This is a genomic window from Bacteroides sp. 14(A), assembly GCF_000526555.1.
Lineage (GTDB): Bacteria > Bacteroidota > Bacteroidia > Bacteroidales > Bacteroidaceae > Bacteroides > Bacteroides cellulosilyticus.
Genome location: NZ_JAGH01000001.1, coordinates 606,690 through 631,307, shown reverse-complemented (window position 1 = coordinate 631,307; position 24,618 = coordinate 606,690). Strand labels below are relative to the sequence as shown.

General features: G+C 37.2%; 26 protein-coding genes. 7 read left to right on the top strand and 19 right to left on the bottom strand.

The annotated features are described in order from the left end of the window. Window positions 1–41: 41 nt before the first annotated feature. Entirely contained in the window at window positions 42–911 is an 870-nt protein-coding gene (locus K429_RS0102235) for an NAD kinase (protein WP_007218803.1), read from the top strand. A 64-nt stretch (window positions 912–975) separates the two neighbouring features. On the opposite strand, the gene K429_RS30165 is transcribed toward K429_RS0102235, so the two are convergent. The 18 genes from K429_RS30165 to K429_RS0102145 all read right to left on the bottom strand — a co-directional run bounded on the left by K429_RS30165 (window position 976) and on the right by K429_RS0102145 (window position 17,223). Then, window positions 976–1,071, bottom strand: coding sequence for a smalltalk protein (locus tag K429_RS30165; RefSeq protein ID WP_007218802.1), 96 nt, complete (start codon window positions 1,069–1,071; stop codon window positions 976–978). A 47-nt stretch (window positions 1,072–1,118) separates the two neighbouring features. After that, the gene (locus K429_RS0102225) at window positions 1,119–1,628 is read right to left on the bottom strand and encodes an HU family DNA-binding protein (RefSeq protein WP_007210068.1); all 510 of its coding nucleotides are present in this window, start codon (window positions 1,626–1,628) and stop codon (window positions 1,119–1,121) included. A 282-nt stretch (window positions 1,629–1,910) separates the two neighbouring features. Beyond that, complete coding sequence (locus K429_RS0102220) at window positions 1,911–2,141, bottom strand: hypothetical protein (RefSeq protein WP_025725902.1); 231 nt, start codon at window positions 2,139–2,141, stop codon at window positions 1,911–1,913. Between the two features lie 2 nt (window positions 2,142–2,143). After that, window positions 2,144–3,226, bottom strand: coding sequence for a GDP-mannose 4,6-dehydratase (gmd, locus tag K429_RS0102215; RefSeq protein WP_025725901.1), 1,083 nt, complete (start codon window positions 3,224–3,226; stop codon window positions 2,144–2,146). A gap of 46 nt (window positions 3,227–3,272) precedes the next feature. Next, entirely contained in the window at window positions 3,273–4,049 is a 777-nt protein-coding gene (locus K429_RS0102210; protein WP_025725900.1) for a glycosyltransferase family 2 protein, read from the bottom strand. A gap of 1 nt (window position 4,050) precedes the next feature. Next, the gene (locus K429_RS0102205) at window positions 4,051–4,860 is read right to left on the bottom strand and encodes a glycosyltransferase family 2 protein (RefSeq protein ID WP_025725899.1); all 810 of its coding nucleotides are present in this window, start codon (window positions 4,858–4,860) and stop codon (window positions 4,051–4,053) included. A gap of 64 nt (window positions 4,861–4,924) precedes the next feature. Beyond that, the gene (locus K429_RS0102200; RefSeq protein ID WP_025725898.1) at window positions 4,925–6,070 is read right to left on the bottom strand and encodes a hypothetical protein; all 1,146 of its coding nucleotides are present in this window, start codon (window positions 6,068–6,070) and stop codon (window positions 4,925–4,927) included. Further along, window positions 6,070–7,365: an O-antigen polymerase gene (locus K429_RS0102195; protein ID WP_025725897.1), complete on the bottom strand. Its 1,296-nt coding sequence runs from the start codon at window positions 7,363–7,365 to the stop codon at window positions 6,070–6,072. Before K429_RS0102195 ends, K429_RS0102200 begins: the two co-directional genes overlap by 1 nt. Window positions 7,366–7,374: 9 nt before the next feature. Beyond that, the gene (wecB, locus tag K429_RS0102190) at window positions 7,375–8,526 is read right to left on the bottom strand and encodes a non-hydrolyzing UDP-N-acetylglucosamine 2-epimerase (protein ID WP_025725896.1); all 1,152 of its coding nucleotides are present in this window, start codon (window positions 8,524–8,526) and stop codon (window positions 7,375–7,377) included. 18 nt (window positions 8,527–8,544) lie between these two features. Continuing rightward, the gene (gene wecC, locus K429_RS0102185; RefSeq protein ID WP_025725895.1) at window positions 8,545–9,750 is read right to left on the bottom strand and encodes a UDP-N-acetyl-D-mannosamine dehydrogenase; all 1,206 of its coding nucleotides are present in this window, start codon (window positions 9,748–9,750) and stop codon (window positions 8,545–8,547) included. 10 nt (window positions 9,751–9,760) lie between these two features. Then, window positions 9,761–10,990: a hypothetical protein gene (locus K429_RS0102180; RefSeq protein WP_197031226.1), complete on the bottom strand. Its 1,230-nt coding sequence runs from the start codon at window positions 10,988–10,990 to the stop codon at window positions 9,761–9,763. Further along, window positions 10,935–12,086, bottom strand: coding sequence for a TDP-N-acetylfucosamine:lipid II N-acetylfucosaminyltransferase (locus tag K429_RS0102175; RefSeq protein ID WP_025725893.1), 1,152 nt, complete (start codon window positions 12,084–12,086; stop codon window positions 10,935–10,937). The genes K429_RS0102180 and K429_RS0102175 overlap by 56 nt, the downstream gene beginning before the upstream one ends. Window positions 12,087–12,111: 25 nt before the next feature. Continuing rightward, on the bottom strand, window positions 12,112–12,774 hold the full coding sequence (locus tag K429_RS0102170; RefSeq protein WP_025725892.1) for a hypothetical protein: 663 nt from the start codon (window positions 12,772–12,774) through the stop codon (window positions 12,112–12,114). A gap of 89 nt (window positions 12,775–12,863) precedes the next feature. Continuing rightward, window positions 12,864–13,973, bottom strand: a complete 1,110-nt coding sequence (locus K429_RS0102165) for a DegT/DnrJ/EryC1/StrS aminotransferase family protein (protein ID WP_025725891.1) — start codon at window positions 13,971–13,973, stop codon at window positions 12,864–12,866. A gap of 25 nt (window positions 13,974–13,998) precedes the next feature. Next, on the bottom strand, window positions 13,999–15,432 hold the full coding sequence (locus tag K429_RS0102160) for a lipopolysaccharide biosynthesis protein (RefSeq protein WP_025725890.1): 1,434 nt from the start codon (window positions 15,430–15,432) through the stop codon (window positions 13,999–14,001). An 87-nt stretch (window positions 15,433–15,519) separates the two neighbouring features. Then, a complete protein-coding gene (locus K429_RS0102155; RefSeq protein WP_025725889.1) occupies window positions 15,520–16,155 on the bottom strand; it encodes a sugar transferase in 636 nt (211 codons plus the stop codon). An 18-nt stretch (window positions 16,156–16,173) separates the two neighbouring features. Then, window positions 16,174–16,656 (bottom strand): UpxZ family transcription anti-terminator antagonist, encoded by a 483-nt coding sequence (locus tag K429_RS0102150; protein WP_025725888.1) that lies wholly within the window; start codon window positions 16,654–16,656, stop codon window positions 16,174–16,176. A gap of 33 nt (window positions 16,657–16,689) precedes the next feature. Then, complete coding sequence (locus K429_RS0102145) at window positions 16,690–17,223, bottom strand: UpxY family transcription antiterminator (protein WP_025725887.1); 534 nt, start codon at window positions 17,221–17,223, stop codon at window positions 16,690–16,692. Window positions 17,224–17,913: 690 nt separating this feature from the next. Between K429_RS0102145 and K429_RS0102140 the strand changes: the two genes are divergently transcribed. The 3 genes from K429_RS0102140 (at window position 17,914) to K429_RS0102130 (ending at window position 19,533) form a co-directional block, all read left to right on the top strand. Next, window positions 17,914–18,174 (top strand): hypothetical protein, encoded by a 261-nt coding sequence (locus K429_RS0102140; RefSeq protein WP_007210529.1) that lies wholly within the window; start codon window positions 17,914–17,916, stop codon window positions 18,172–18,174. A 168-nt stretch (window positions 18,175–18,342) separates the two neighbouring features. Further along, complete coding sequence (locus K429_RS0102135; protein ID WP_007217150.1) at window positions 18,343–18,696, top strand: SH3 beta-barrel fold-containing protein; 354 nt, start codon at window positions 18,343–18,345, stop codon at window positions 18,694–18,696. A 33-nt stretch (window positions 18,697–18,729) separates the two neighbouring features. Then, window positions 18,730–19,533 carry a DUF4373 domain-containing protein gene (locus tag K429_RS0102130; protein WP_025725886.1) on the top strand — a complete coding sequence of 268 codons (804 nt, stop codon included), beginning with the start codon at window positions 18,730–18,732 and terminating at the stop codon, window positions 19,531–19,533. A 400-nt stretch (window positions 19,534–19,933) separates the two neighbouring features. Here the strand turns inward: K429_RS0102130 and mdh are convergent, their stop codons facing one another. Beyond that, window positions 19,934–20,875, bottom strand: coding sequence for a malate dehydrogenase (mdh, locus tag K429_RS0102125; RefSeq protein ID WP_007210525.1), 942 nt, complete (start codon window positions 20,873–20,875; stop codon window positions 19,934–19,936). A gap of 205 nt (window positions 20,876–21,080) precedes the next feature. Here mdh and K429_RS0102120 point away from each other — a divergent pair, with 205 nt between their 5' ends. From K429_RS0102120 to K429_RS0102110, 3 genes are all read left to right on the top strand, one after another. Continuing rightward, window positions 21,081–21,959, top strand: a complete 879-nt coding sequence (locus tag K429_RS0102120) for a hypothetical protein (protein ID WP_025725885.1) — start codon at window positions 21,081–21,083, stop codon at window positions 21,957–21,959. Between the two features lie 117 nt (window positions 21,960–22,076). Next, on the top strand, window positions 22,077–23,564 hold the full coding sequence (locus K429_RS0102115) for a TolC family protein (protein WP_025725884.1): 1,488 nt from the start codon (window positions 22,077–22,079) through the stop codon (window positions 23,562–23,564). A gap of 61 nt (window positions 23,565–23,625) precedes the next feature. Next, window positions 23,626–24,612, top strand: coding sequence for an HlyD family secretion protein (locus K429_RS0102110; protein ID WP_025725883.1), 987 nt, complete (start codon window positions 23,626–23,628; stop codon window positions 24,610–24,612). The last annotated feature ends 6 nt before the right edge of the window (window positions 24,613–24,618 follow it).

Here is a 24,618-nt window from a genome sequence, read left to right as displayed (position 1 = left end):
AAAAAACACCATATTTGCATTTCATTAAGAAAGTACAGACGATGAAATTTGCCATATTTGGAAATACTTACCAAGCAAAAAAATCAACACATGCGGAAACTTTATTCCGTTTGTTGGAGCGGCGTAATGCCCAGCTTTGCATTTGCAGGGAGTTCTATAACTTCCTGACTTCCGACCTGCACATGACTATCGCTTCCGCCGAACTCTTTGACGGAGACGATTTTACAGCAGATATGGTCATCAGTATCGGGGGCGACGGTACGTTCCTGAAAGCAGCCAGCCGGGTAGGCAAAAAGAATATCCCCATTCTGGGTATCAATACCGGTCGCCTCGGTTTCCTGGCAGACATTTCTCCGGAAGAGATGGAAGAGACTTTCGATGAGATTTATAATAACCACTACAAGGTGGAAGAACGTAGCGTGTTGCAATTACATTGTGATGATAAAAAATTGATGGAATCGCCTTATGCACTCAATGAAATTGCTGTATTGAAACGTGATAGCTCTTCAATGATCAGCATTCATACTGCTATCAACGGTGCCCATCTCACCACTTATCAGGCTGACGGGTTGGTGGTATCCACCCCTACCGGTTCCACGGCTTATTCGTTGAGTGTCGGTGGTCCGGTTATCGTGCCTCATAGCAAAACGATTGCTATCACTCCGGTGGCTCCGCATAGTTTGAATGTCCGCCCTATCGTTATTTGTGATGATTGGGAAATCACTCTTGACGTAGAAAGCCGTAGCCACAGTTTCCTGGTTGCCATCGACGGTCGTAGTGAATCCTGCAAAGAAACAACCCGTCTGCGAATCTCACGGGCTGATTATAGCATTAAGGTAATCAAGCGCTTCAATCATGTGTTCTTTGATACACTTCGCAATAAATTGATGTGGGGGGCGGATGTAAGATAAAAAAGAGCCGCTATCCGAACTTCAACTTCTCGGATAACGGCTTCTCTTCGTCTATCAACTATACTTAAAATGTCATAGCCTGCCCTCCAATCACACCTGCGATGGCAGTAGCAACGGCAATAATCACTTTAAAAATCACCTTCCAATTCGTTTTCTTCATAGCGATTCTTTTGATTTTCATTCTCAACTTTTACTTTTCAGCTCTCCTTATCCGAGTGGATTCTCATCCAGCCCTCCATCGCCCGAATTATCTCCCGATCCACCGTCCGAGCCGCCTCCCGCAGGAACGTTTGATAGACCTTTCAGATAATCGTCCAAACTGACCAGATCCAACTTTTCACCAGCACGCGTAGCAGTCTTGGTTATCTTCAACTCTTTATTGGCTTGAAAGAATATGCGAACGCTGTCCACGCTCTTGGCAGTCACATCTTCTGCCTTTTCCTCTCCTTTCGACTTAGCAGCCAGCAAAAACACACCCAACCCGGCAATATTCACTGTCTTACCTTCCAACAACTGCTCTTTCAATTTCTCCACAAAGTTCTGCATGGTACTCTTGATATCACCAATAGAAAGTGAAGAACGATCCTGCATCTTCTGAGCAATAAACGCCAAATCTACAGTCTGTCCTAAAGTTATTAACTGCGGAAAATACTTTTTGGGAGAATTTTCAACCCGAGGGTCGGACGGTCTCTCCACCGTTCTAAAAATTACACTCATACTTTTTTCATTTAGAGATTTAAATTCCGTTTTAATTCACTTCGCTGATCAACGATGATGCAAAGGTGAGGATAAAATTTCAAATATGATGAAGAAAAAGTACACCAGGAGCAGTTTTTTTTAAGAAAAAGTTATAAACATATATAAAACAACAAATTACGCACAGAACCCTGTATGATGCATCTTCCTACATCATTAATGTATGGCAAACAGCCGGAACCACTCCTCATATAGAGCAATCCCGGCTGCTGCCTAAAACAAAGTAACCGCTGTTACCTGTCATTAATCTTCTCTTAAATCATTTTTCTTACGAACAATTAATGGCGCTCCAAGCTCTTCCCTTTTCAGCACTTCCAACCACCCGCTTTGCTCCAGTTCAAACAGAGCAGGATATACCCGCAACTTATCCGCACCAGAATACAGGATGATATTAACTACCGAGATCCCATTCGGAAAAGATATAATATAATCGACGATTTTCTGTGTATCAATAATTTTATAATTCACATTCATTGTCATTCTTCCATTTTGCTCTTGATATACAACTTCTTCACAAATCGCATATCATGCGTCATCATAATCTTCACCAATTCAGAAAAAGATGTTTTTGTAGGATTCCAACCTAACAAAGTCTTCGCTTTTGTTGGATCGCCCAATAGCTGTTCTACCTCACAAGGACGAAAATATTTAGGATCAACTTCAACCAATACTTTACCTGTCCTCATATCAATCCCCTTTTCCTCTACTCCTTCATTTTCCCAACGAAGCTCAATACCAACTTCTTTAAAAGCCAATGTAGCAAACTCACGAACCGTATGCATCTCACCAGTAGCTATTACAAAATCTTCTGGAACTTCATGTTGAAGAATTAGCCACATACATTCTACATAGTCCTTTGCATATCCCCAATCACGACGAGCATCTAAATTTCCCAAATATAATTTATCTTGCAAACCTTGAGCTATGCGCGAAGCTGCAATCGTAATCTTTCGTGTTACGAAAGTTTCACCTCTTCTCTCACTCTCATGATTAAACAAAATACCATTTACAGCAAACATTCCATAACTCTCCCGATAATTCTTAGTTATCCAAAAGCCATACTGTTTAGCCACACCATACGGACTACGTGGATAAAAAGGGGTCGTTTCTTTTTGGGGCACTTCTTGTACTTTACCAAACAATTCTGAAGTGGAAGCTTGATAAATTCTTGTTTTATTTTCCAAACCCAAAATACGTACTGCCTCCAACATACGAAGCGTACCTACCGCATCTGCTTCCGCAGTATATTCAGGCACATCGAAGCTTACTTTTACATGGCTTTGGGCAGCAAGATTATATATTTCGTCTGGTTGCACCAACTGAATAATCCGAATTAGCGAACTACTGTCGGTCATGTCTCCGTAATGGAGATTTATCAAACGGTTTTGTTTCATATCACGCACCCATTCATCTAAATAAAGATGCTCAATACGCGCTGTATTGAATGAAGAAGAACGGCGGAGAATACCATGAACCTCATATCCTTTTTCAACTAAGAATTCAGCAAGGAACGAACCATCTTGCCCAGTAATACCAGTGATTAATGCTTTTTTTTTCATGCAGTCTATACACTTTTTAAATTAAAATACAATTAGTTTGATTGTTTTACAGATTGGCATTCTTTAGCCCTAACTTATACCGAAGCAAACTTACTACTTTTGGAAACAGACGATATATAGGATATGCCCATGATACCTGAATATCATTTTTACGAAAAGCTCGAATTATATTTCTATTTCCTCTTATAATATTGGCTATATTCCTCGTACTTTCTCCCCCCATGCGCATTTTCACCATATATCTATCCAAATATTTTGTTCTGATACGATTTTTCTCAATAAAACGCAACATAAGTTCAAAATCTGCCGACACATCAAACGATATATCAAACCCTCCATATTTTTCATAAACTTCCCGACGAACGTAAAAAGTAGGATGGGCAGGATGCCAACCTTTCTTAAAAGAAGAATAAGTACTACCCTTCCATGCACGAACTATGCAATGCACGTCATCAGACTTAACAAAATATAAATTGCCAAAAAGCGCATCTGTATTTTCATCAAAAGCCAAAGCTATATCCCTCAAAACATTGGAATCATAAAATAAATCATCAGAATTTAAGATACCAATAACATCTCCTGTAGCCATCTTGATACCTTTGTTCATAGCATCATAAAGCCCTTTATCGGGTTCTGACACCCATTTCAAACGTCCATTAAAACTTGATTCAGCACTTTTTATAATAGCCGTAGTACCATCCTTTGAACAGCCATCTACTATTATATACTCTATATCAGAGAAACCCTGCGACAACACACTTTCAATTGTATTTGAAAGTGTATTCCCACTATTATACGAAACAGTTATTATAGATATTCTCATCTCAATTTTTTGATAATAAAAAAGCATTTTTTAGCACGCCAGGTATTCTAGCTGCAAACAGTAAAAAGCTATATCTAAACGGATGTTTTAAATAGGTAATAATATATTCACTTATTAACCAAAATGAATCCGATACTATTTTAAATATTTTAATTCTTTTTCTTGATGCTGATCCCACACGTTCTCTTACATAATAAATAGCATCATCAGAAGAAAATTTTATACTTGAAAAATTATCTGTTATAGAAGTAATAAACAAAGCATCCTCACCATTTTTAAAACGGCAATCAAATCTATGATTAGAAATAATCTCTCTATGAATCATTTTTGCCCATGGAACAGATAAAAAAGCTCGACATTTAAAAAAAGAAGCATTATCATATTTTTGCTTACGACGCAACAATTTGCATATAAAGAAATTATCTTTTCGCTCCAAAACAGATTTTTCAAAGCTATAAACATTACTCACCCCTACTATTTCTCTACTAGAGATTTCAAGCAAACTTTCCAAATATGTTGGAGAAATCATATCATCATCGTCAATAAAACAAATGAAGTTACCCTTAGAGTTTTCAATACCCTTATTTCTTGCATTAGAAACACCACTCTTTTCTTCATATAACAAACGAATAGTAGGATATGATGATATTAATCCCGTGATTTCAGAATGAAAAGGTTCTTTGGGACCATTGAGTACAATAATGACTTCAAATTTTTCCTTTTCCAAAGTCTGATTCATTACAGAAAACAAACACTCCTTCAAATAATCTTTAGGACAATAAGAAGGTATAATTATAGAAACTTCTAGCACTGCACAAAATATTAAATTATTAGTACAAGAAAATATTGTATTACAGAATAAATAATTAAAAAAATTATTTGGCTAATATCGCATGTGCTACATTTTCTGTTTTCAATACAGCTGGAAGAGAATAAGCTTCATAGTTATTCATTGCAGCTTTAATACACTTCAATATTTCGTCCGGTCTATTATTACATAGATAATAGCGTTCAAATGTAGAAAGAAATTGAGCTATATCATCAGCTCTATCACCATCCAAAACAACGATAACAGGCTTTGAGGTTGCTGCATAATGATATACTTTTCCTGGAATCTGAGTTCCTGATTTGTTACAAAGACAAATAAGTATATCAATTTCTTTTTGCATTTTCTCTATTTCATCAACCGGCATCCTCTTATAAACCCTGATTTTATCATTGCTTTCTATTTTCACATCAGAATTTCCAGCTATTACAAAATCAAAATTATTATTGATTATTACCTCCAAGAGAGGATGAATATTTCTATTGGCAGTATCATAGTCACCCAGATACCCCAATAGTTTAGTAGAAGAAGTTCCAGACCTATTTTCGTCTGCTTCTACAACTGGTATAGGAAGAAAATGAATTTTATCTGCCAACTGGGGATACTTGTTTTTTATCATATCAGCAGTAAATGGAGAAACGTATACAGCTTTATCACATTTGGAGATTATCCTTTGCTCTTCTTTTTCCACTAAAAAGTCCGGTAGCAATCTTTTAACTGAAATATCATTACTCAATGGATCACCCCAATATTGAATCCATTTATTTGCTATTAATGAATCTTGCTTAAATAACTCTTCGACATACAAATGAGCCGATTTCATATCTGATGATGATATCACAACATCAAATTTTTCATTAAACAACTTACTATTTATCTGTTTTACAAAACTTTTTCTTCTGTCATAAATAGAAAACAAATTATAGATATAATAAGCTTTTTTCTTTACATACGCATTCCACTTGGATAACTGAACTGTTGAAATGCTTTTTATAGCATCCCCCTTATTTATCCAATAACGAGACTTTATTCCTATAGAAAGTATCTTATTGAAAAAACGGGCATCTTCCGGATATAGACTATAAGTAGAAACCACATGTCCCAACTTCAGCAATCCTTCTATTAATGCTATATTCCTTATATTAGCGGAAGTATTATATTCTAAAGGATATGTGGTAACAAATAAAATATTCATTAAACAGTTTTCTTTTTTAGTGATAAAATCAGTATTAAAGGATATACAACAAGTGAGTAGTTGGCATAAATAGTACTAATATCGGCAGATGCCACATGAAAGAAAAATGCAAGCATTAGACTTACTTGAAACATAGTATGAAAAGCAGGTAGTTTTCCACTTTCTTTCAACAAAGCAAGACTCTTATCAAGCCATCTCAACAATTTACCGATAAAAAAAGAATAAACAACCACACCCACAATACCAAATTCAATAATTGAGAATGTTACTATATCATTGGGGATGCCATACATGTCCCTCCAATTTACTCCCATATAGTATTCACAAGTTCTTTCATATGATGCTTCCATAGTAACACCTGGTATAAAATTCAAAAGTCCAGTTACAAAATGCGAACCATAAGCTATTCCATAATCATTAATAATATTAAAGGAATGTGACAAATTCCGGTAAGGATGTGCAAATTGCCACAATACGGCATCATAATCAAATGAAGATACATCAAATGACTCTCTCTCAAAATACACAAATAGAGCATCCAATACATTGAGCATATTGATCCCCACAATAGCAGCTATAAATATGAAAAGCCACGGCTTTTGCGTCCATCTTTTTATCAACGGAAATGAAAACGCAATAATAAAAACTCCTAAAGCCGAACGACTTGCTTGAAACATATATAACATCAGCACAAATATGACAGCCACAATTAGCAATAATTTCGACAGATAAGTCTTTTTATAATCATATAAAAACAGCATTCCCCAAGGGGAAAACTTTAGAAATCTTGCTAATACAATAAACTTATACGAGGCGCCAACATAAGAAGCCATATCAGCAGAAAAAGAGCGTGCCGCTTCAGCAATGACAAGAGCTTGAAAAAAACCGCCCAATGCTTTAAAATATATCAACAAAGATATACTACCAACAATTAATGTAAAATATCCCAAACAAGTAAAAAAAAACTTAGCTTTTAACAGAGAAAAATAATATTGACATTCATTTTTTCCTGATGAATATCTATAAGAAAAAAGAAATACCAAGTAAAAAACTAATAACAGCAAGTAATAGACCAACGGAGACATCCCATTATCCATAAGAAATTCCGAAAAGAAATAGTTACTATCATCACTTGCCGCTCTACATATTTGAATGAGAATGGGAACAACACAGTAATAAAAGAGAAAACCCATTGAAAAAGCAGAAAACAAATTAGGATCTCTCTTTATATTATTATTATAAATTTGTACGGCTATAAATATAATTAATAGAATAGAACAAACACAGCCAAACATAAATTCTTCTTATAACAAAGAATTAACAATTCTCATACATGCCTGACCATCTCCATAAGGATTTACTGCAGTACTCATGTGATCATAATAAGCCTTATCATCTAATAATCGAGAAACCTCATCAATAATCCTTTCATAATTCGTCCCTACCAACTTCACCGTACCAGCCTCCAAAGCCTCCGGTCTTTCTGTAGTATCACGCATTACAAGTACTGGTTTCCCAAGTCCTGGTGCCTCTTCCTGTATACCTCCACTATCAGTCAATACAATTGACGATTTTTCCATTAAATAGACAAAAGCCAAGTATTCCAAAGGCTCTATAAAAAACATATTGCCCGAATTGGTAAAATCTTCACCAAAAACCTCATGTATTGATTTACGAACATTAGGATTCAAGTGCATGGGATATACAAAATCCGTATCCGGATATTTCTGATTAAGTGCCTTTATTGCACTACACATAGAAATAAATCCATTGCCAAAATTTTCTCTTCTATGGCCTGTGATTAAGACTAGTTTTTTCCCATTTTTCAAACGATTAACATTATAACCTGAAGCTATCAAAGTATCTTCCAATTCTTTATCAAGTACTGCATTTTGTTTAATCTTATCCACTACCATATAAAGTGCATCTATCACTGTATTTCCAGTGACTAAAACAGTATTCTCTTTGATCCCCTCACCCAACAGATTCTGCCTGCTAAGAGATGTTGGAGAAAAATGATAAGCAGCAATACGTCCAGTAATCTGTCTGTTCATCTCTTCAGGCCATGGACTATACACATTATAAGTTCGTAATCCAGCCTCTACATGCCCAACAGGTATCTGCTGGTAAAAAGCCGCCAAAGCTGACGCAGTGGATGTCGTAGTATCACCATGAACCAACACAACATCAGGTCTAACTTCTTTCAAAATATCACGCATCCCTATCAGCACACGAGCCGTCACATCATACAAATCCTGTCCCTGCTTCATTATATTCAAATCATAGTCCGGAGCAATATTAAAGATATGTAATACTTGATCAAGCATTTCACGATGCTGACCAGTCACACACACAATCGTTTTAAAATTCTCAGGATATTTTTGAAACTCCTTCACCAAAGGAGCCATTTTAATGGCTTCTGGCCGTGTTCCGAAAACCAACATTATTTTTTTCATACCACCAAAACTTGTTATTTACTTTTTATATATGCCACAGAAATCTAAAATAATTTTCTTATCATCATAAGCAAGAGACTTAAATACCGTATGTGCTACCAAGAACACTACAATATCCGCCTTTGTATAAGCTTCTTTATAATCTGCCAATTTAAACACATTATGTTCCTCCACATTAGGCTCAACAATCAAAATATCTGCATTATTACAACTTTGCATCACCTTAGTAGTGATATATTTAGCAGGAGCTTCACGTAAATCGTCAATATCTGGTTTGAAAGCTAATCCCATCATGGCTATAGTTGGTTTACGGTGGTGTTCCAACTCAAACTTAAGCATAGCGTTTTCTACCTTTTCGGCACACCAAAATGCTTTATAATTATTTATTTCCCGAGCTGTAGAAATAATTTTAGACTCCATTGGGAAATCAGCTGTAATAAAATAAGGATCAACAGCTATACAATGTCCGCCAACACCACACCCCGGCTGTAGAATGTTTACACGCGGATGTTTATTAGCTAAGTTGATAAGTTCCCAAACATTAATATTCGCTTTGTCGCAAATCAACGATAACTCGTTTGCAAAGGCAATTTGTACATCACGTGACGAATTTTCCGTCAGTTTACACATTTCAGCCGTCTTACAATTGGTCCGATGAAGTGTACCTTGTACAAATTGACTATAAAACTCAATGGCCTTATCAGTTGAGTCCTCATTCATGCCACCTATTACACGATCATTATGTACCAATTCATAAACCACATTTCCCGGTAGAACACGCTCAGGGCAATAAGCTATATAGATTTTATCTGTTAACTCCGGCCGTAATTCAAAAATCATTTTTTTCATTCTATCTGTAGTTCCTACAGGAGAAGTCGACTCTATAACATATAAATCACCCTCTTTGAGAAGAGGAAGTACCGCACGAGTAGCAGCTTCCACATACGATGTGTCCGGTTCATGATTTCCTTTAAAAGGAGTAGGCACTACCATAAAATATGCATCTGCAACTTCAGGAACAATAGAAGCTTTTAATTGTCCATTCCTCACTACTTCTTGAAGCAGCTCCTCCATACCAGGCTCAATGATATGTAACTTTCCTTGGTTCGTCATTTCAACAACCTTAGGATTAATATCAACTCCAATAATCTCAATGCCATATTTAGCGGCAATAATTGCAGTAGGCAGACCAATATAGCCTAACCCCATAAAACAAGCTTTCATATTTAAACGTTTAATAAAATTCAAATCCATCAATGTGCTTCAAATCATATAACTCCCCATTACTATTGTTCTGAGTTAGATTACTGACATGAATATCTTCGCATTTCATATTACTTTGTAACACATATCTAGCAGTACTAGATACTATATTCCGAATATGTACATTATGTATTTTGTTTGATAAAGAAGGATCTCCGTAACCAGTGTATAGGTATAGGATTGAACTACGATTTCTACCAGCATTTTCTGGTTCAACAAAGTCAGATATCGAAATATTATAAACCTCATTATCATAGGCAGTCAATAATATGACACCATGATGATTCCCAATTGTTGATATATCATGAATATTTATTTCAAATATATCCATATTACTGGTAGGATCTAGATTCACAGTAGGTTCCATTGGATAAATATAATTACCATCAGGATAAACTCTCTTCACACTACGCCCTAAAGCACTACAAGCAATAGTATCATCCGAAGTATCTCCGGTTATATTATAAATCTCACAGTGATGACATCCCGAGCGAATATTAATACCATCTCCATTTTTACAATCGGAAAATATTGATAAATCATGAATACTAACATTAGAACATTTATCAAAAGATATAGCCCAACATCTTATTTGCTCAAAAGAAATACCTGATATTTCAATATTAGAAGCAAGTGAAAAAGATATTTGCAATGTCCTCCATCCATAATAGTCACCTATTGCATCTTCTTCTATATTTCGAATAGGATGATAAATCCTTGCATTCACGTCTGGACCAATAATCTTACATTCTCCTCTTCCTATTATATGTATATTGGAAATCGAATCTATATGCAAAGGAATTCCAAATGGATTATCATTATCAAGAACCAAATTATTTCCTCTAAATACATTATCAAATACACCATTATTTTGTTTGATTATACAGTCTTCCAAAACAACTGTTGTATTAGTATCCAATAAAATAGCTTCATCTATATAAATTTCACGTATATCAAAATAAATAACTTTAGTTTCATAAAGTGCACAATCATTCAAACATAATCGAATAGCATCTGAATGATTTTCTCCATACTTCAAATAATCAGACAACCTTACCTCAATGTAAGAATCGCCATCAATAGTCTCATTATCCGAGCAAGAGATGAAGAATAATGCAATAATAATATTTAGTAACAGTAATATTCTACTGTTTAAAAATAGAATATAAACCATCCTTATATTTAGCAACTTTCCCTTCATTCCTCTTACACATAATATTATAATTATTAAGTGCATCTTCGGGAGACAGCACCTGCTTCAATGCCAATTCCGACAAATCAGAATCAATAGTAAATACTTTAAATCCCCATTCTACCAACTGTTTATAAATCAAACTATTTTCATACAAAAATAGTTTAATCCCATTTAACAAGCAGATATAGATATTTCCCATCGCTTGTTGCCTTATATGTCCAAATATAGCGTGAGTTATATTTGAGAATAATTCCAAATACACATTTCTAGGTAGAAAATCTTCCAACCATATAGTCGAATCCTTTTCCAAACAAGAGGCACTCTTAAACCATTCTCTATCAGCTCCATAGTCTTCACCATAATTTATAGGAACCACAATCTTTTGATTCTCTAATTTATATTTACTAATAATAAAAAATATATCAAGATGATTATTTGTATATGATAAAGAGTTTCCAACTAAAACATATTTTGCTTTTTCATGGTAAACAAATTCATTCTTTTGAGAAATACCAGGTCCTAAACCCAACAAAAAAGGCTTAGCACGGAATATAGAATGTTTCTTTACTAATAATGTATATTCAAGAGGAATAACAGGAGTGAAATAATCAATCCGAGCTAAAACCTTCTTCCTTATATAGTTATCATGACAGTAGATTAGTACGTAATATAACAACCTGAATACATTCTTTATCAACTTTCTACGCTTCCAAACATAAGCCCTAGTCTTAGGTTTAAATAAATCCAGTTTAATTAATGGTTGTAACAATCTCACTGGATGATAAATTTCATACCCCCAAGACCACCATATTACTTTCTTTTCTGGTGAGATATATTTGAAATACTTATAATATTTAAAATTTAGACTATGAAAGTATATACCATCAATAAAAGGAGCCGAAAAAAAACTTATATATTTCTGATAAGAGGTGATGATATTAATTTTTTCGTTTTTTTTTATAAACTTGAATGCCATATTATCAGGCATATACATATAATATAAATTTTCAATTCCGGATATAGAATCAAAAAAGTCGCTTGCTGAATCAAAAAATTTCTCATCATCAAACACATGTAATATAACGATTTTACCTTGTCTCATTTACCTAAAATGGAGTCAAACACGATCATAACATTTCATCAGCTGGCAACAAAAACCTAATGGTTCGTGCTGGACTCCCCATCATAACAGCACCCGCTTCAACATCTTTTGTAATTAATGCCCTTGCACCTATACAAGCATGATGCCCAACCCGTTTCACTTTTGCAGAAATCGTCAGTGCCGATTGCCCTATAAAAACATAATCTTCTACTGTAGTATAAGCACCAATAGTAGCTCCACCAGCTACAAAACAATATTTACCAATACGATTCGTATGAGAAATATTTACCCCTGAAAGAATAACAGTACCTTCATCTATGAAAGTATCAGCTTGTACATGAACAAAAGCACTAATATATACTCCAGTAGGTGAAATAAAGGCAAAACGGGAAATAACGGCCATAGGGTGTATAATACTTGGCACTCTGCCACCTAAATTAACTATTTTCTGAAGTAATTCCGCACGAATCATATTATCCCCCATAGTTAATAGGAAATCCATACCAGACAAATCACCTTTAGAAAATAAATACTCAAAAGAGCCAACGATCTCAAAGCCATGGTCTACCTGTCCAGTACGATCATCATTATAGTGATACAAGCCTGCTATGGTATATCCACAAATTTCAGCCAAATCGATAAAAACAGGCGTATTGTGACCTATGCCTAATACATAAATATCCTTCATAACTACCTACCTATTTATAATTGCCCTACTCAATCCTAAAAAACAATCATTTCTACATGAAATCGGGGGTACAAAAGCTTAAGAAAACATTAAATCATAACATTTATGACCCTATCTACATCTTCCTCACTCAAAGCATGGTGCATTGGCAGGCAAATCACACTGTTTGCTATCCTATGTGCTTCCTTCAAATTCTCCTGCCTTGCGCTATCTAACCCACGATAAGTAGAGAATTCACTAATCAACGGATAGAAATAGCGTCTACCTAATATATTATTCGCCTTCATCTTAACATAAAGTTCATCACGAGTCATACCATATTTATCAGCATCAATAAAAACAGGAAAATATGAATAATTGTGATGTACTCCAGGCATATCTTCCATAAAAGAAATTCCATCTACACACCGAAGAGCATTCCGATAAGTGCCAGCCACCTTTCTGCGCACAGCAATGGCAGCATCTACCTGTTTCAAGTTAAGCAGCCCGTAAGCTGACCGTATCTCATCCATCTTACTATTAATGCCGGGCGCTACTACTTCAGTCTCTCCAACAAAACCAAAATTCTTCAAATAATCGATACGTTTCTTTGTCTGTTCATCCTTCACCACCAAAGCGCCGCCCTCTATTGTATTAAAAACTTTGGTAGCATGAAAACTCAACGTGGACATATCACCAGCATTCAGAATAGACTCATCGTTTATCTTTACGCCAAAAGCATGGGCGGCATCATAGATTACTTTCAATCCATATTTATCAGCAATAGCCTGAATTCGCTTGATTTCACAAGGTTTCCCATATACATGTACCGGCATAATGGCTGTAGTATGAGAAGTAATGGCCGCTTCGATTTTATCAGGATCAATATTGCAAGTTCTAGGATCAATATCCACAAAAACAGGTTTAATACCGTTCCACCACAAAGAATGAGTAGTTGCCACGAAACTGAATGGCGTGGTAATAACCTCTCCAGTAATACGCATAGCTTGCAGAGCGGTGATAAGCGGCAACGTGCCATTAGTAAACAGACTTATATAAGGCACTCCTAAATATTCGCACAATGCAGTTTCAAGTGCTTTATGATACTGACCGTTATTGGTTATCCATTTACTATTCCAGATCTTTTGCAGGAATTCATCAAACTCCTCTAAAGAAGGAAGAAGAGGAGAAGTTACGGTAATTAGCTGTTTATTTTCCATGAGGAAAGAGCATTTATATTTATATTCATTTTCGTTTAATTATTGACAGAAGTTCATCTAACTCAGTATACCTAAAGAAATAAGCAACCGAAAGATAAGACATTACGCCTATTACAATACCGACAATCAATTTAACCAGACAATGTTCAAAGAAAGAAATTGCGATAGTTATCAAAAAAAACATCAAGATACAACTGGCAATAATCGGCAATATATCGCGCATTTGCGTCAAAAAACCGATTTTAATCAACTTCCCTGTATAATAAGTATTTATTACCAAAGCCATAACCGAGATTGCAATAGAACCATAACACATAGCAAGAACCCCAATAGGTACTGTTATAAATAAAATAATTGTCGAACTAATCTTTTTAATTACATCCAACTTTAAAAATAAGTCAGAGCGACCTTTCACTTGTAATAAATTCAAATTAATGGCATGAATAGGATACCACATATAAGCCACACATATTACTTGAAGTAAAGGTATAGCTCCCGCCCATTTATCAGTCAAAAGTAATTCAACAAAAGGGGCTGCTAAAGCCGATAAGCCTATCATCAATGGAAAAATGACAAATGCTGATAATCGCAAGAATTTTCTATAATTAGTTCGCAACCGCTCATCTTCGTTCTGAATAGCACTCAGAACAGGAAAAGTCACTCTTTGCATAATTCCGGTTAGATTACTTGAAGGAAATTGAGCAAACTGATCCGCACGTGAATAATAACCCAGCACTGTATTTGAAAAACATTTACCGATAATAATTGTATATATGTTTTTATATATAGTATCCAACAATCCAGACGCTAAAATTTTCGAACCAAATCCAAACATTTCTTTAAATGAAACCTTGGAAAATTTCTGAGTTGGTTTCCATTTGGCAAGTCCCCAAAAAAGTATCATGCGAAGTGCTGCTTGAAGCACCGTCTGCACAGCAAGCGCCCATACGCCGTAATCACTATATGCCATCCAAAGGCCTAAGGCTCCAGAAGCAAGCACTGATAGCAATGAAATCACTGCCTGAGTCTTAAAATTCAAATTTATAGTCAAACGTGCCTGTTGTACTACACATAATGAATTAAAGAACAAACTTAATCCTAAGACTTTAGTTAATGGACCAAGTATGGGTGTGTAATAAAAATCTGCAATAAGCGGAGATGCAAAGAACAGGATAAAGTAAAAAATTAGTCCAACAAAAATATTAAAATAAAATACAGTAGAGTAATCAGTTTCTGTCCTATTAACTTTTCGTATCAATGCATTAGAGAATCCACAATCAACGAAACTTTGCGAAATAGCAATAAAAATAGTAAGCATAGCAATGGTTCCATAATCTTCGGGTAAAAGAATGCGAGCCATCAAAATTTGCAATACAAATTGAATGCCTTGTACTGAAAATTTTTCTATACTACTCCAAATTATGCCATGTATGGTTTTATGCTTTAGAGATGAAGACAAGATTATTACAAATTTACATTAAAAAAAAAACAGATACAATTATTTTTAAAAGACCATTTTCACTAACGGTTCCCCACTCTATCCACCTCAGAACTTCTTTCCAAACACAATATTCATAAACGTCATAAACAGTATCTTGAAGTCAAAAAACCATGAGCGACGTTCCAAATAAAACAAATCATACCGCAACCGACGTAACATCTTCTCCATTGTATCCGTATACCCATTATACAAAGTAGCATACGAAGTAACTCCCGGACGGATTTGAAATAAATAGCGATAACGAGGATCATGCTCCATGATCTGATCTATATAGAACTTCCGTTCCGGACGAGGGCCAATAAAAGCCATATCACCACGAAAGACATTCCAAAGTTGAGGAAGTTCATCTAAATGGTGTTCACGAAGAAATTTACCGATTTTCGTCAAACGCTCATCTCTACCACCGGCATAAAGTGCCGGACCATACTTTTCAGCATCCAACTTCATACTACGAAATTTGTAAATATAGAAAGGACGACCAAAACGCCCAATACGTTCCTGTTTGAATATGGCTGCACCACCATCTTCATGCTTTACTGCAAGATAACAAATCAAAAATAAAGGCGAAAAAATAATAAGACCTATAAAAGCCAGTAAACAATCGCCAATGCGTTTTACACTGCGTTCGAAATCATTCATTCCATCAGGAATGAAATGATCATCTTGTTCCATAGATTCCATACGACATAATTAATTTTATCATTGCAATATTTCAAAGGGATATTGATTTTCTTCAATATTCTTCAATTCTTCCATAATTTCCATTTGTTCAGAAGTCAAAGTTTCCTTATCCCACTGATCAATGATAAAATGAGCATCTTGAAGCAAACTCTCCTCATAAATTTCGCCATAACAATAAGTCAACAAACGAACTTTAAGTAGGGAAGCAGGAAGCTGTTCCAGAATATTATAAGCACGGTCTAAAACCGACTGCTTCTTTTGCTCTTTATCCCCATAATCGTAGATTGTAGCATTGTAACCCATCAAAAGAGCCAGACAAAGATTGGCTTCTTCTTCAATATCGGAACTCTTAGAGGAAAAAAGAGAATTGGATTTAACGAGAACTTCCTTATTTAACCGACAAAAAGTATCGGAATAGATAGGTTCACCGTCCATACCAAGATACATCAGCTCATGAGCAACGTATTGAAGCTCAAGAGCACAAGAAAGTAAAGAATTCATTTGGTATATGATTAAAATATGATCGAGATAGTATTACTCTATTATTTTCAGATAGGATTTGGGCACTTTGACACTCGCTATTAAAACGCCTTTAATACGAATAACAACATAGATTTTATTTGCCTCTGTAGCAATCTCACCTTCAATACCGCTAAAATCCCCCTTGACGACCTTCACTTTATTCCCTATAGCAAAGGGTTCGCTATCAAAACTGACTCCATCGGGATTTAAGTCCATAATAAACATGAAGTCTTTCATTTGTTTATTAGGGACCACCAGCATGGAATGAGAAAAAAGGTCTTTCATATAATAAAGCCGAACACCATAAACATTAGAAATGTCACAGGCTGTCTGTTTAGTGGCATAGATAAAGATTAAATTTCGAATAGCAGGAACCTCAGTACGCTTACGACGATACTTCAGCTGTGATATCACAATCCGCGTGGGAAGATAATAGTCAAGATCCAGCTTCTCTTCGGACTTAAGCTTATCCAAGGATTTTCGGACAGCAAACTCTTGCTTATCACGAGTGCGGGCAGCAAACCAATATTTTTGATTTTCAATCACTTGCAAAAAGAGAATCGAGGATTTTACTATAGTTTCGGGTGCGCTTCGCGGTTTGAACGAGACATATTCTCTTTCAAACCGTAGCAAATAGATATTTCGACTTAATGCGTTATAAACGAAGATATTAAATTCAAAAAAGCGTTTTTTAATCGTTCGTTTAATGGGTAACGCCATCATGTCTTCAAAATGAAGTTTGAAATCATAAAAATGAGAGGATATTAAATATATACATTACACATATTATCACATTGATTACTAATAATATAACAAAGTAATTTTGAAATAATAGAAATATTTTTATTAAACATCTTGCACGTTCAAAAAATACCCCTTATCTTTGCGACCATTAAACGAACGTTTTTTGGACACCCCCTATTTTTCGCTATACTATTCTAAATTACTGCATATTACATCTGTTCGAAAAGTATTTATTTCATTTTATTGTCTCTCCTCTATTCTGCACATCAATAATCCTTTTATCTTTGCGCCCCCATTTACAAATTAACTGTTTTTAATTAAATAATTTTTCAAAATGAGTAATTCAAAAAAAACGCTGCTAAAAGCGAAGAAACAGGGTTAGTAAAATCAAGTGAACAAAACAGACAATCCTCTGAACAAGCGGAAAATAAACCACACAGAGGCCGTCCTAAGGGTAAAAAAGTTAAAGGAATTAACAATAACCAAGAAAGCATGCTGGGAAATCTTTTGGATGAATACATCGAGGGTAATTTCTACGTTGGAAACAATGAAAAGATTCCACCCGAAAAACTCGAATTGGCCCCGCTTATAGAGCGCATAGCAGAAACCAAACTCTTCCTAAATAATGACGGAATCCCTATGTCAAAGAGTACTTTAACCAAAATGGCAGAAAAAATGTGGCAAAAGGATAAAAGAGTACGACACAATGAAAAGCATAAGGAGAAATCACCCTACAGAAAAGACAGAAATTAAAAAGATACTGTCAAAACAGCAAGACCTACCTTTGCCCTCACGTTAACAAGACCAAGTCAGACCTCAATGAGATGCCGCTTCCTCTTATGCGAAGCGACATCTTTTTTTATGCTATGGCATGAGCTCGAAAACGTAACCAACATTATTATTAATTAAATATATCGTAAGATGAAAAGACACGAGTTCAAAAATCCGGTTCCAGTCCGTGAAAGAATGGCAGAAAAATGGAAAAAACGGTTCATGTTCGAAAAGGGGTATTCCGAAGAATGTGCAGAATACATGGCACAAAGATTGATTGACCTCATTGACCACATGCAGTATGGCTATGCCCTTATTGCCTTTCACAAACAAGGCACAATCTTCAAAATGGTGAAAGCAACCCTCATGCCCTATGAAAGTTTCTTTCACCGATTCTATGAAATGGAGCGCATAGAAAGTACTGTAGTTTACTGGGATGTAGAGTCACAGGCTTGGAGAAGTTTCCAGTTGGAGAATTTACTAGACTGGAGCCCCGTCTGCTAATCATTAATCACTTATCGTTTAATCACTAAAGAAATGGCAATGAATTGTACAGGGGTACTGTATTTCCCCATAACTATAAGTCTGCTCGAAGGAGTAGCAACAGAATTGATAGAAGCCCGGTTCGGGCTGAAAGGTGTAGCGGCATTCATAAAGCTACTCGGAAAAATTTATAAAGAAGAGGGGTATTACCTGGTGTGGAACAAAGAGCAATGCATGCTCTTTGCCCACAAATTAGGAAACGAATTATCGGATGAGGAAATGCAGGAAATCGTAGAACTTCTGATAGCGAAAGACATATTTGACCGGAAAATGTATGAGGAACACCAGGTATTGACATCCGTACACATACAGAAAGTATGGCTGGAAGCTACCAAACGCAGAAAACGGGACTTGACTCCCCTCCCTTACTTCCTTATGGAAACCAAAGTTCCTAAAAACGGGAAAGAAGAAAATGAGATACAGGATGTATTGTTTCCACCAGAAAATGCATGCAATTCCGAACAAAGTAAAGAAAAGCAAAGTAAAGAAAAGGAAAACACTCCCCCTCTAACTCCCCAAGGGGAGAACGGAGGAGAAGGAACGGAGGGCTCTTCTTTCGGCATCCCGGGATATGCCTACAACAAGAAGACACACAATCTGGAAGGTTTGATGTTGGAGCTGCAACAACTTCATATCGTAGACCGAAATGAAATCAATGCCATTCTACGGCTATCCGACTATGGAAGACTAGGAGGGTATGTGTTTAAAATAATCAGTAGTACACGATGGAGTACTGTACTGGCAAAAGGAAAATACGTCATCGCCGCACTAAGAAAAGAGAAAACCGGAAACGGCTGATAATCAAGGCTAATATCAGCATTTACCAAGGCTACACCCTTTGCCTCCTATGGCTACACCCTTTATGACAAAGGGCTACACCATACGGGCGAAAGGGTGTAGCCATCCTAAAGTACCCGTCAAGGCTTACAAAATATACATCAATGTATAATACATCAATGTATATTTTTGAAATAATCATATACAGGTAGTACACGCACCGTTTTATCCCCAATAATAAACTTGTCATGCTGATTAAATGACAGCAATAATCCCTCAGGCAGATTAAAAAAGTTCAAGTGCAAATATAGGTATTCCATTCTAAATGGATACTCCTTTCCATTCTGAATGGACAAAAAAATAGTGGCTGACCCACAAAAGGAGTCAACCGCGAATATTAATATAAAAAACGCTTTCTTGATTAGAGAGCACCTACTTCTTTCAATGCAGCGTTAGTTCCGTGAACAGCCTTAGCACTGGCAGCGAATTTTTCTTTTTCATCAGCAGTCAGTTCCAGTTCAACGATCTTTTCGATACCATTCTTGCCCAAGATAACGGGAACACCAATACAAAGATCAGATTCGCCATATTCGCCTTCCAGCAATACAGAGCAAGGAATCATCTTCTTCTGGTTGTGAATGATAGACTCAACTACATAAGCTCCTGCTGCACCCGGTGCATACCATGCAGAAGTACCCAGCAACTTAGTCAGAGTAGCACCACCTACCATAGTAGAAGCTACAACTTCGTTCAGTTTTTCTTCGCTCAACAGTGTGCTAACCGGTTGCCCTTTGTATGTAGCCAAACGAGCCAACGGAATCATAGTAGTATCACCATGACCGCCGATTACCATACCTTCTACTTCGTTTGCATTGCAACCCAAAGCTTGAGACAGGAAATATTTAAAACGAGAGCTGTCCAAAGCACCACCCATACCGATAACACGGTTCTTAGGCAGACCCAAAGATTTCAATGCCAGATAAGTCATTGTATCCATCGGATTAGAAATAACTACAAGGATAGCGTTGGGAGAATATTTCAATGCATTTTCAGCAACTGTTTTCACGATACCAGCATTCACACCGATCAACTCTTCACGAGTCATGCCCGGCTTACGGGGAATACCTGATGTGATAACAATAACGTCAGAATTTGCAGTCTTCTCATAATCGTTGGTGCAGCCTACAATAGTGGTATCAAAACCCAACAATTGAGCTGTCTGCATCATATCCATTGCCTTACCTTCTGAAACGCCTTCCTTAACATCCAGCATTACCACTTCGTCAGCCACTTCATTAAAGGCCAACACATTAGCGCATGTAGCACCTACGTTACCTGCACCTACTACGGTTACTTTTGACATAATCTTCAATTTTTTGTTTATATGTGTAATAAAGTTGCGACAAAAGTACAACGACATTCGTAATTAAGGAAATTTTTCCGTAATAATTTTAGTTAAATGATTATTAAGTTAAGGGTTGGTGATTAGCGATTGACGATTAATGCTTATTTTTGCGGCGGAATAGACCTAACCCTATTTTACACACCTATTATATTAATGAAACAATATGGCAAATAACAAAAATAAGCTGGTGATTATTGCAGGTACTGTATTAGTATTAGCCTTGGTGGGCGTCACTGTATTATTACTCACCGAAAAGCAGACCAACAAAGAACTGGTACAGGAATTTCAACTGGAAAAGGAAGACCTGGAAAACGAATATACACGCTTTGCACAACAGTATGACGAACTGAAATTAACAGTCTCCAACGATTCCCTGTCCGTACTATTAGAACAGGAGCAACTGAAAACCCAACGTCTGTTAGAAGAACTGCGTACCGTAAAAAGCAGTAACGCCGCTGAAATACGCCGTCTGAAGAATGAACTTGCCACCTTGCGTAAAGTTATGATAGGTTATATCAACCAAATAGATTCACTGAATAGGCTTACCGCTCATCAGAAAGAGGTGATCGCACAGGTCACGCAAAAATACAACGATGCTTCCCGCCAAATCAGCAATTTGTCCGAAGAGAAAAAGAATCTGAATAAAAAAGTAACTCTTGCTGCCCAACTGGATGCGACCAACATCAACATTCAAGCCGTGAACAAACGGGATAAAGTAGCCAAGAAAGTAAAAGACGTGGTGAAATTCAAGATAGGATTTACTATCGTCAAAAACATCACAGCTGAAACAGGCGAACGTACTATCTATGTCCGCATCACCAAACCGGATAATGACGTGCTGACTAAAAACCCTTCCAATACATTCCCGTATGAAAACCGCGAGTTGGGGTATTCCATCAAAAAGTACATTGAATACAACGGTGAAGAGCAAAATATAACCGTGTACTGGAACGTAGAAGAGTATCTATATGCAGGTACCTATCGGGTAGATCTTTTCGCAGACGGAACACTTATCGGCTCGCAATCCTTTACATTGGACTAAAAAAGATTAAATTATTTTGAGGTCTCACTGAAAGCCTATACATTTGCATCGTTGTTTATGCAATTATTGTTGCATCATAAAACAACGTTTTAATCACCTTAATAATGTATAGACACGATGAGAAAGTTCTTCTGTTTCATTTGGTTGGTATGTCTGACCTTCTCTGTCGGTGCACAAGAGGTTTTGAGCCTCGATAGTTGCCGTGCATTGGCCATTGCCAATAACAAAGAACTACTGATAAGCCAGGAGAAAATTAACTCTGCACATTATCAGAGAAAAGCGGCGTTTACCAACTACCTTCCCGATATTTCCGCCACCGGTGGATATATGCGTACCCAAAAAGAGATTTCACTATTGAGCGATGCACAGAAAGGTGCATTAGGTTCAATGGGAACTCAAGTAAGCGGTGCCATGCAAAATGGTATACAAGGTATACTGACACAGCACCCTGAGTTGACACAGAATCCGCAATTCATGGCGTTGATCCAGGCGTTAGGAAGTGTGGACGTTGCCTCTCCGCTCAACGGCCTCGGAAATTCCCTCGTTGACGCATTTCGTACAGATACCCGCAACATGTATGCCGGCGCCCTGACGCTGACACAACCTTTATATATGGGCGGCAAAATCCGTGCTTACAACAAAATCACCAAATATGCAGAAGAACTGGCACGTCAGCAACATGACAGTGGTCTGCAAGATGTAATACTTAGTACCGACCAGGCTTACTGGCAGGTAGTATCACTAGCCAGTAAAAAGAAGTTAGCCGAAGGGTACCTCAAGTTACTGCAAAAGTTGGAAAGCGATGTGGACAAGATGATCGCCGAAGGTGTTGCCACCAAAGCGGACGGTCTATCTGTAAAGGTAAGAGTGAACGAAGCGGAAATGACACTGACTAAAGTCGAAGATGGCTTGAGCCTGTCCAGAATGTTATTATGCCAGTTATGCGGTTTGGACTTGTCCTCTCCTATCACGCTGAAAGATGAACGGGAAGACGATCTCTCTCCTGATCCGGTAGCAGCAAATGGAATTGATCTGAATACGGTTTATGCTACACGGCCGGAAGTACGCAGTCTGGAACTTGCCACAGAAATCTACAAGCAGAAGGTAAACGTCACTCGCTCCGAATATCTGCCGTCACTGGCTCTGATGGGAAGCTATATGATGACCAACCCCTCCGTTTTCAATGGTTTTGAAAAGAAGTTCAAAGGTATGTGGAATGTGGGCGTGGTATTACAAGTTCCTATCTGGCATTGGGGTGAAGGCATGTACAAGGTGAAGGCAGCCAAAGCGGAAGCCCGTATCGCCCAATACCAATTGGACGATGCTAAAGAAAAGATAGAACTTCAAGTCAATCAGTCCGTCTTCAAGGTTAATGAAGCCGCTAAAAAGCTGATTATGGCAGAAAAGAATCTGGAAAAAGCAGATGAAAACCTTCGATATGCCACACTCGGATTTGAAGAAGGCGTGATAGCTGCCAGCAACGTACTCGAAGCACACACAGCCTGGCTTTCAGCCCAGTCCGAAAAGATAGATGCACAAATTGATGTGAAATTGACTGACATCTATCTGAAGAAGGCGTTGGGAGAATTAAAAACTAATAATTAAAAATTAAAAGGGTGAGAATTCATAATTCATAATTCATAATTCATAATTCATAATTACCTAAATGGATACCAAATCACAAAACAGTAACATGCTATTAGCGTTTTTAACGCTGACAGGCGTCATTGCCATTGTAGCCGTAGTAGGTTTCTTCATGTTGCGTAAAGGACCGGAAATCGTACAGGGTCAGGCAGAGGTCACAGAATACCGGGTATCGAGTAAAGTACCGGGACGTATTCTGGAATTCCGTGTGAAAGAGGGACAAAGCGTGCAGGCCGGAGATACACTCGCCATACTGGAAGCTCCGGACGTATTAGCTAAACTGGAACAGGCTCGTGCAGCGGAAGCCGCTGCTCAGGCACAGAATGAGAAAGCACTGAAAGGCGTCCGTCACGAACAGGTACAGGCTGCCTTTGAGATGTGGCAAAAAGCTAAAGCAGGACTTGAAATAGCCGAGAAATCTTATAAACGTGTGAAGAATCTTGCTGATCAGGGCGTGATGTCAGCCCAAAAGCTGGATGAGGTGACTGCACAGCGAGACGCTGCCATCGCAACAGAAAAAGCCGCCAAAGCTCAATACGACATGGCAAAGAACGGTGCGGAACGAGAAGATAAAGCCGCTGCCGCCGCCTTGGTAGACCGTGCCAAAGGAGCTGTTGCAGAAGTAGAATCTTATATCAAAGAAACTTATCTTATAGCCCAAACAGCCGGAGAAGTTTCGGAAATCTTCCCCAAAGTAGGTGAATTGGTAGGAACCGGTGCACCGATCATGAACATAGCCATACTGGATGATATGTGGGTAACATTCAATGTCCGGGAAGATTTGCTGCAAGGTCTGACAATGGGAACTGAATTCGAAGCTTTCGTTCCGGCATTGGACAAAAATATCCGCCTGAAAGTGAACTACATGAAAGATCTTGGTACTTATGCAGCCTGGAAGGCTACGAAAACAACCGGGCAATTTGATCTGAAGACTTTTGAGGTAAAAGCTTTGCCACAGGAGAAAGTGGAAGGCTTGCGTCCCGGAATGTCGGTGATACTGAAAAAGTAATTAACG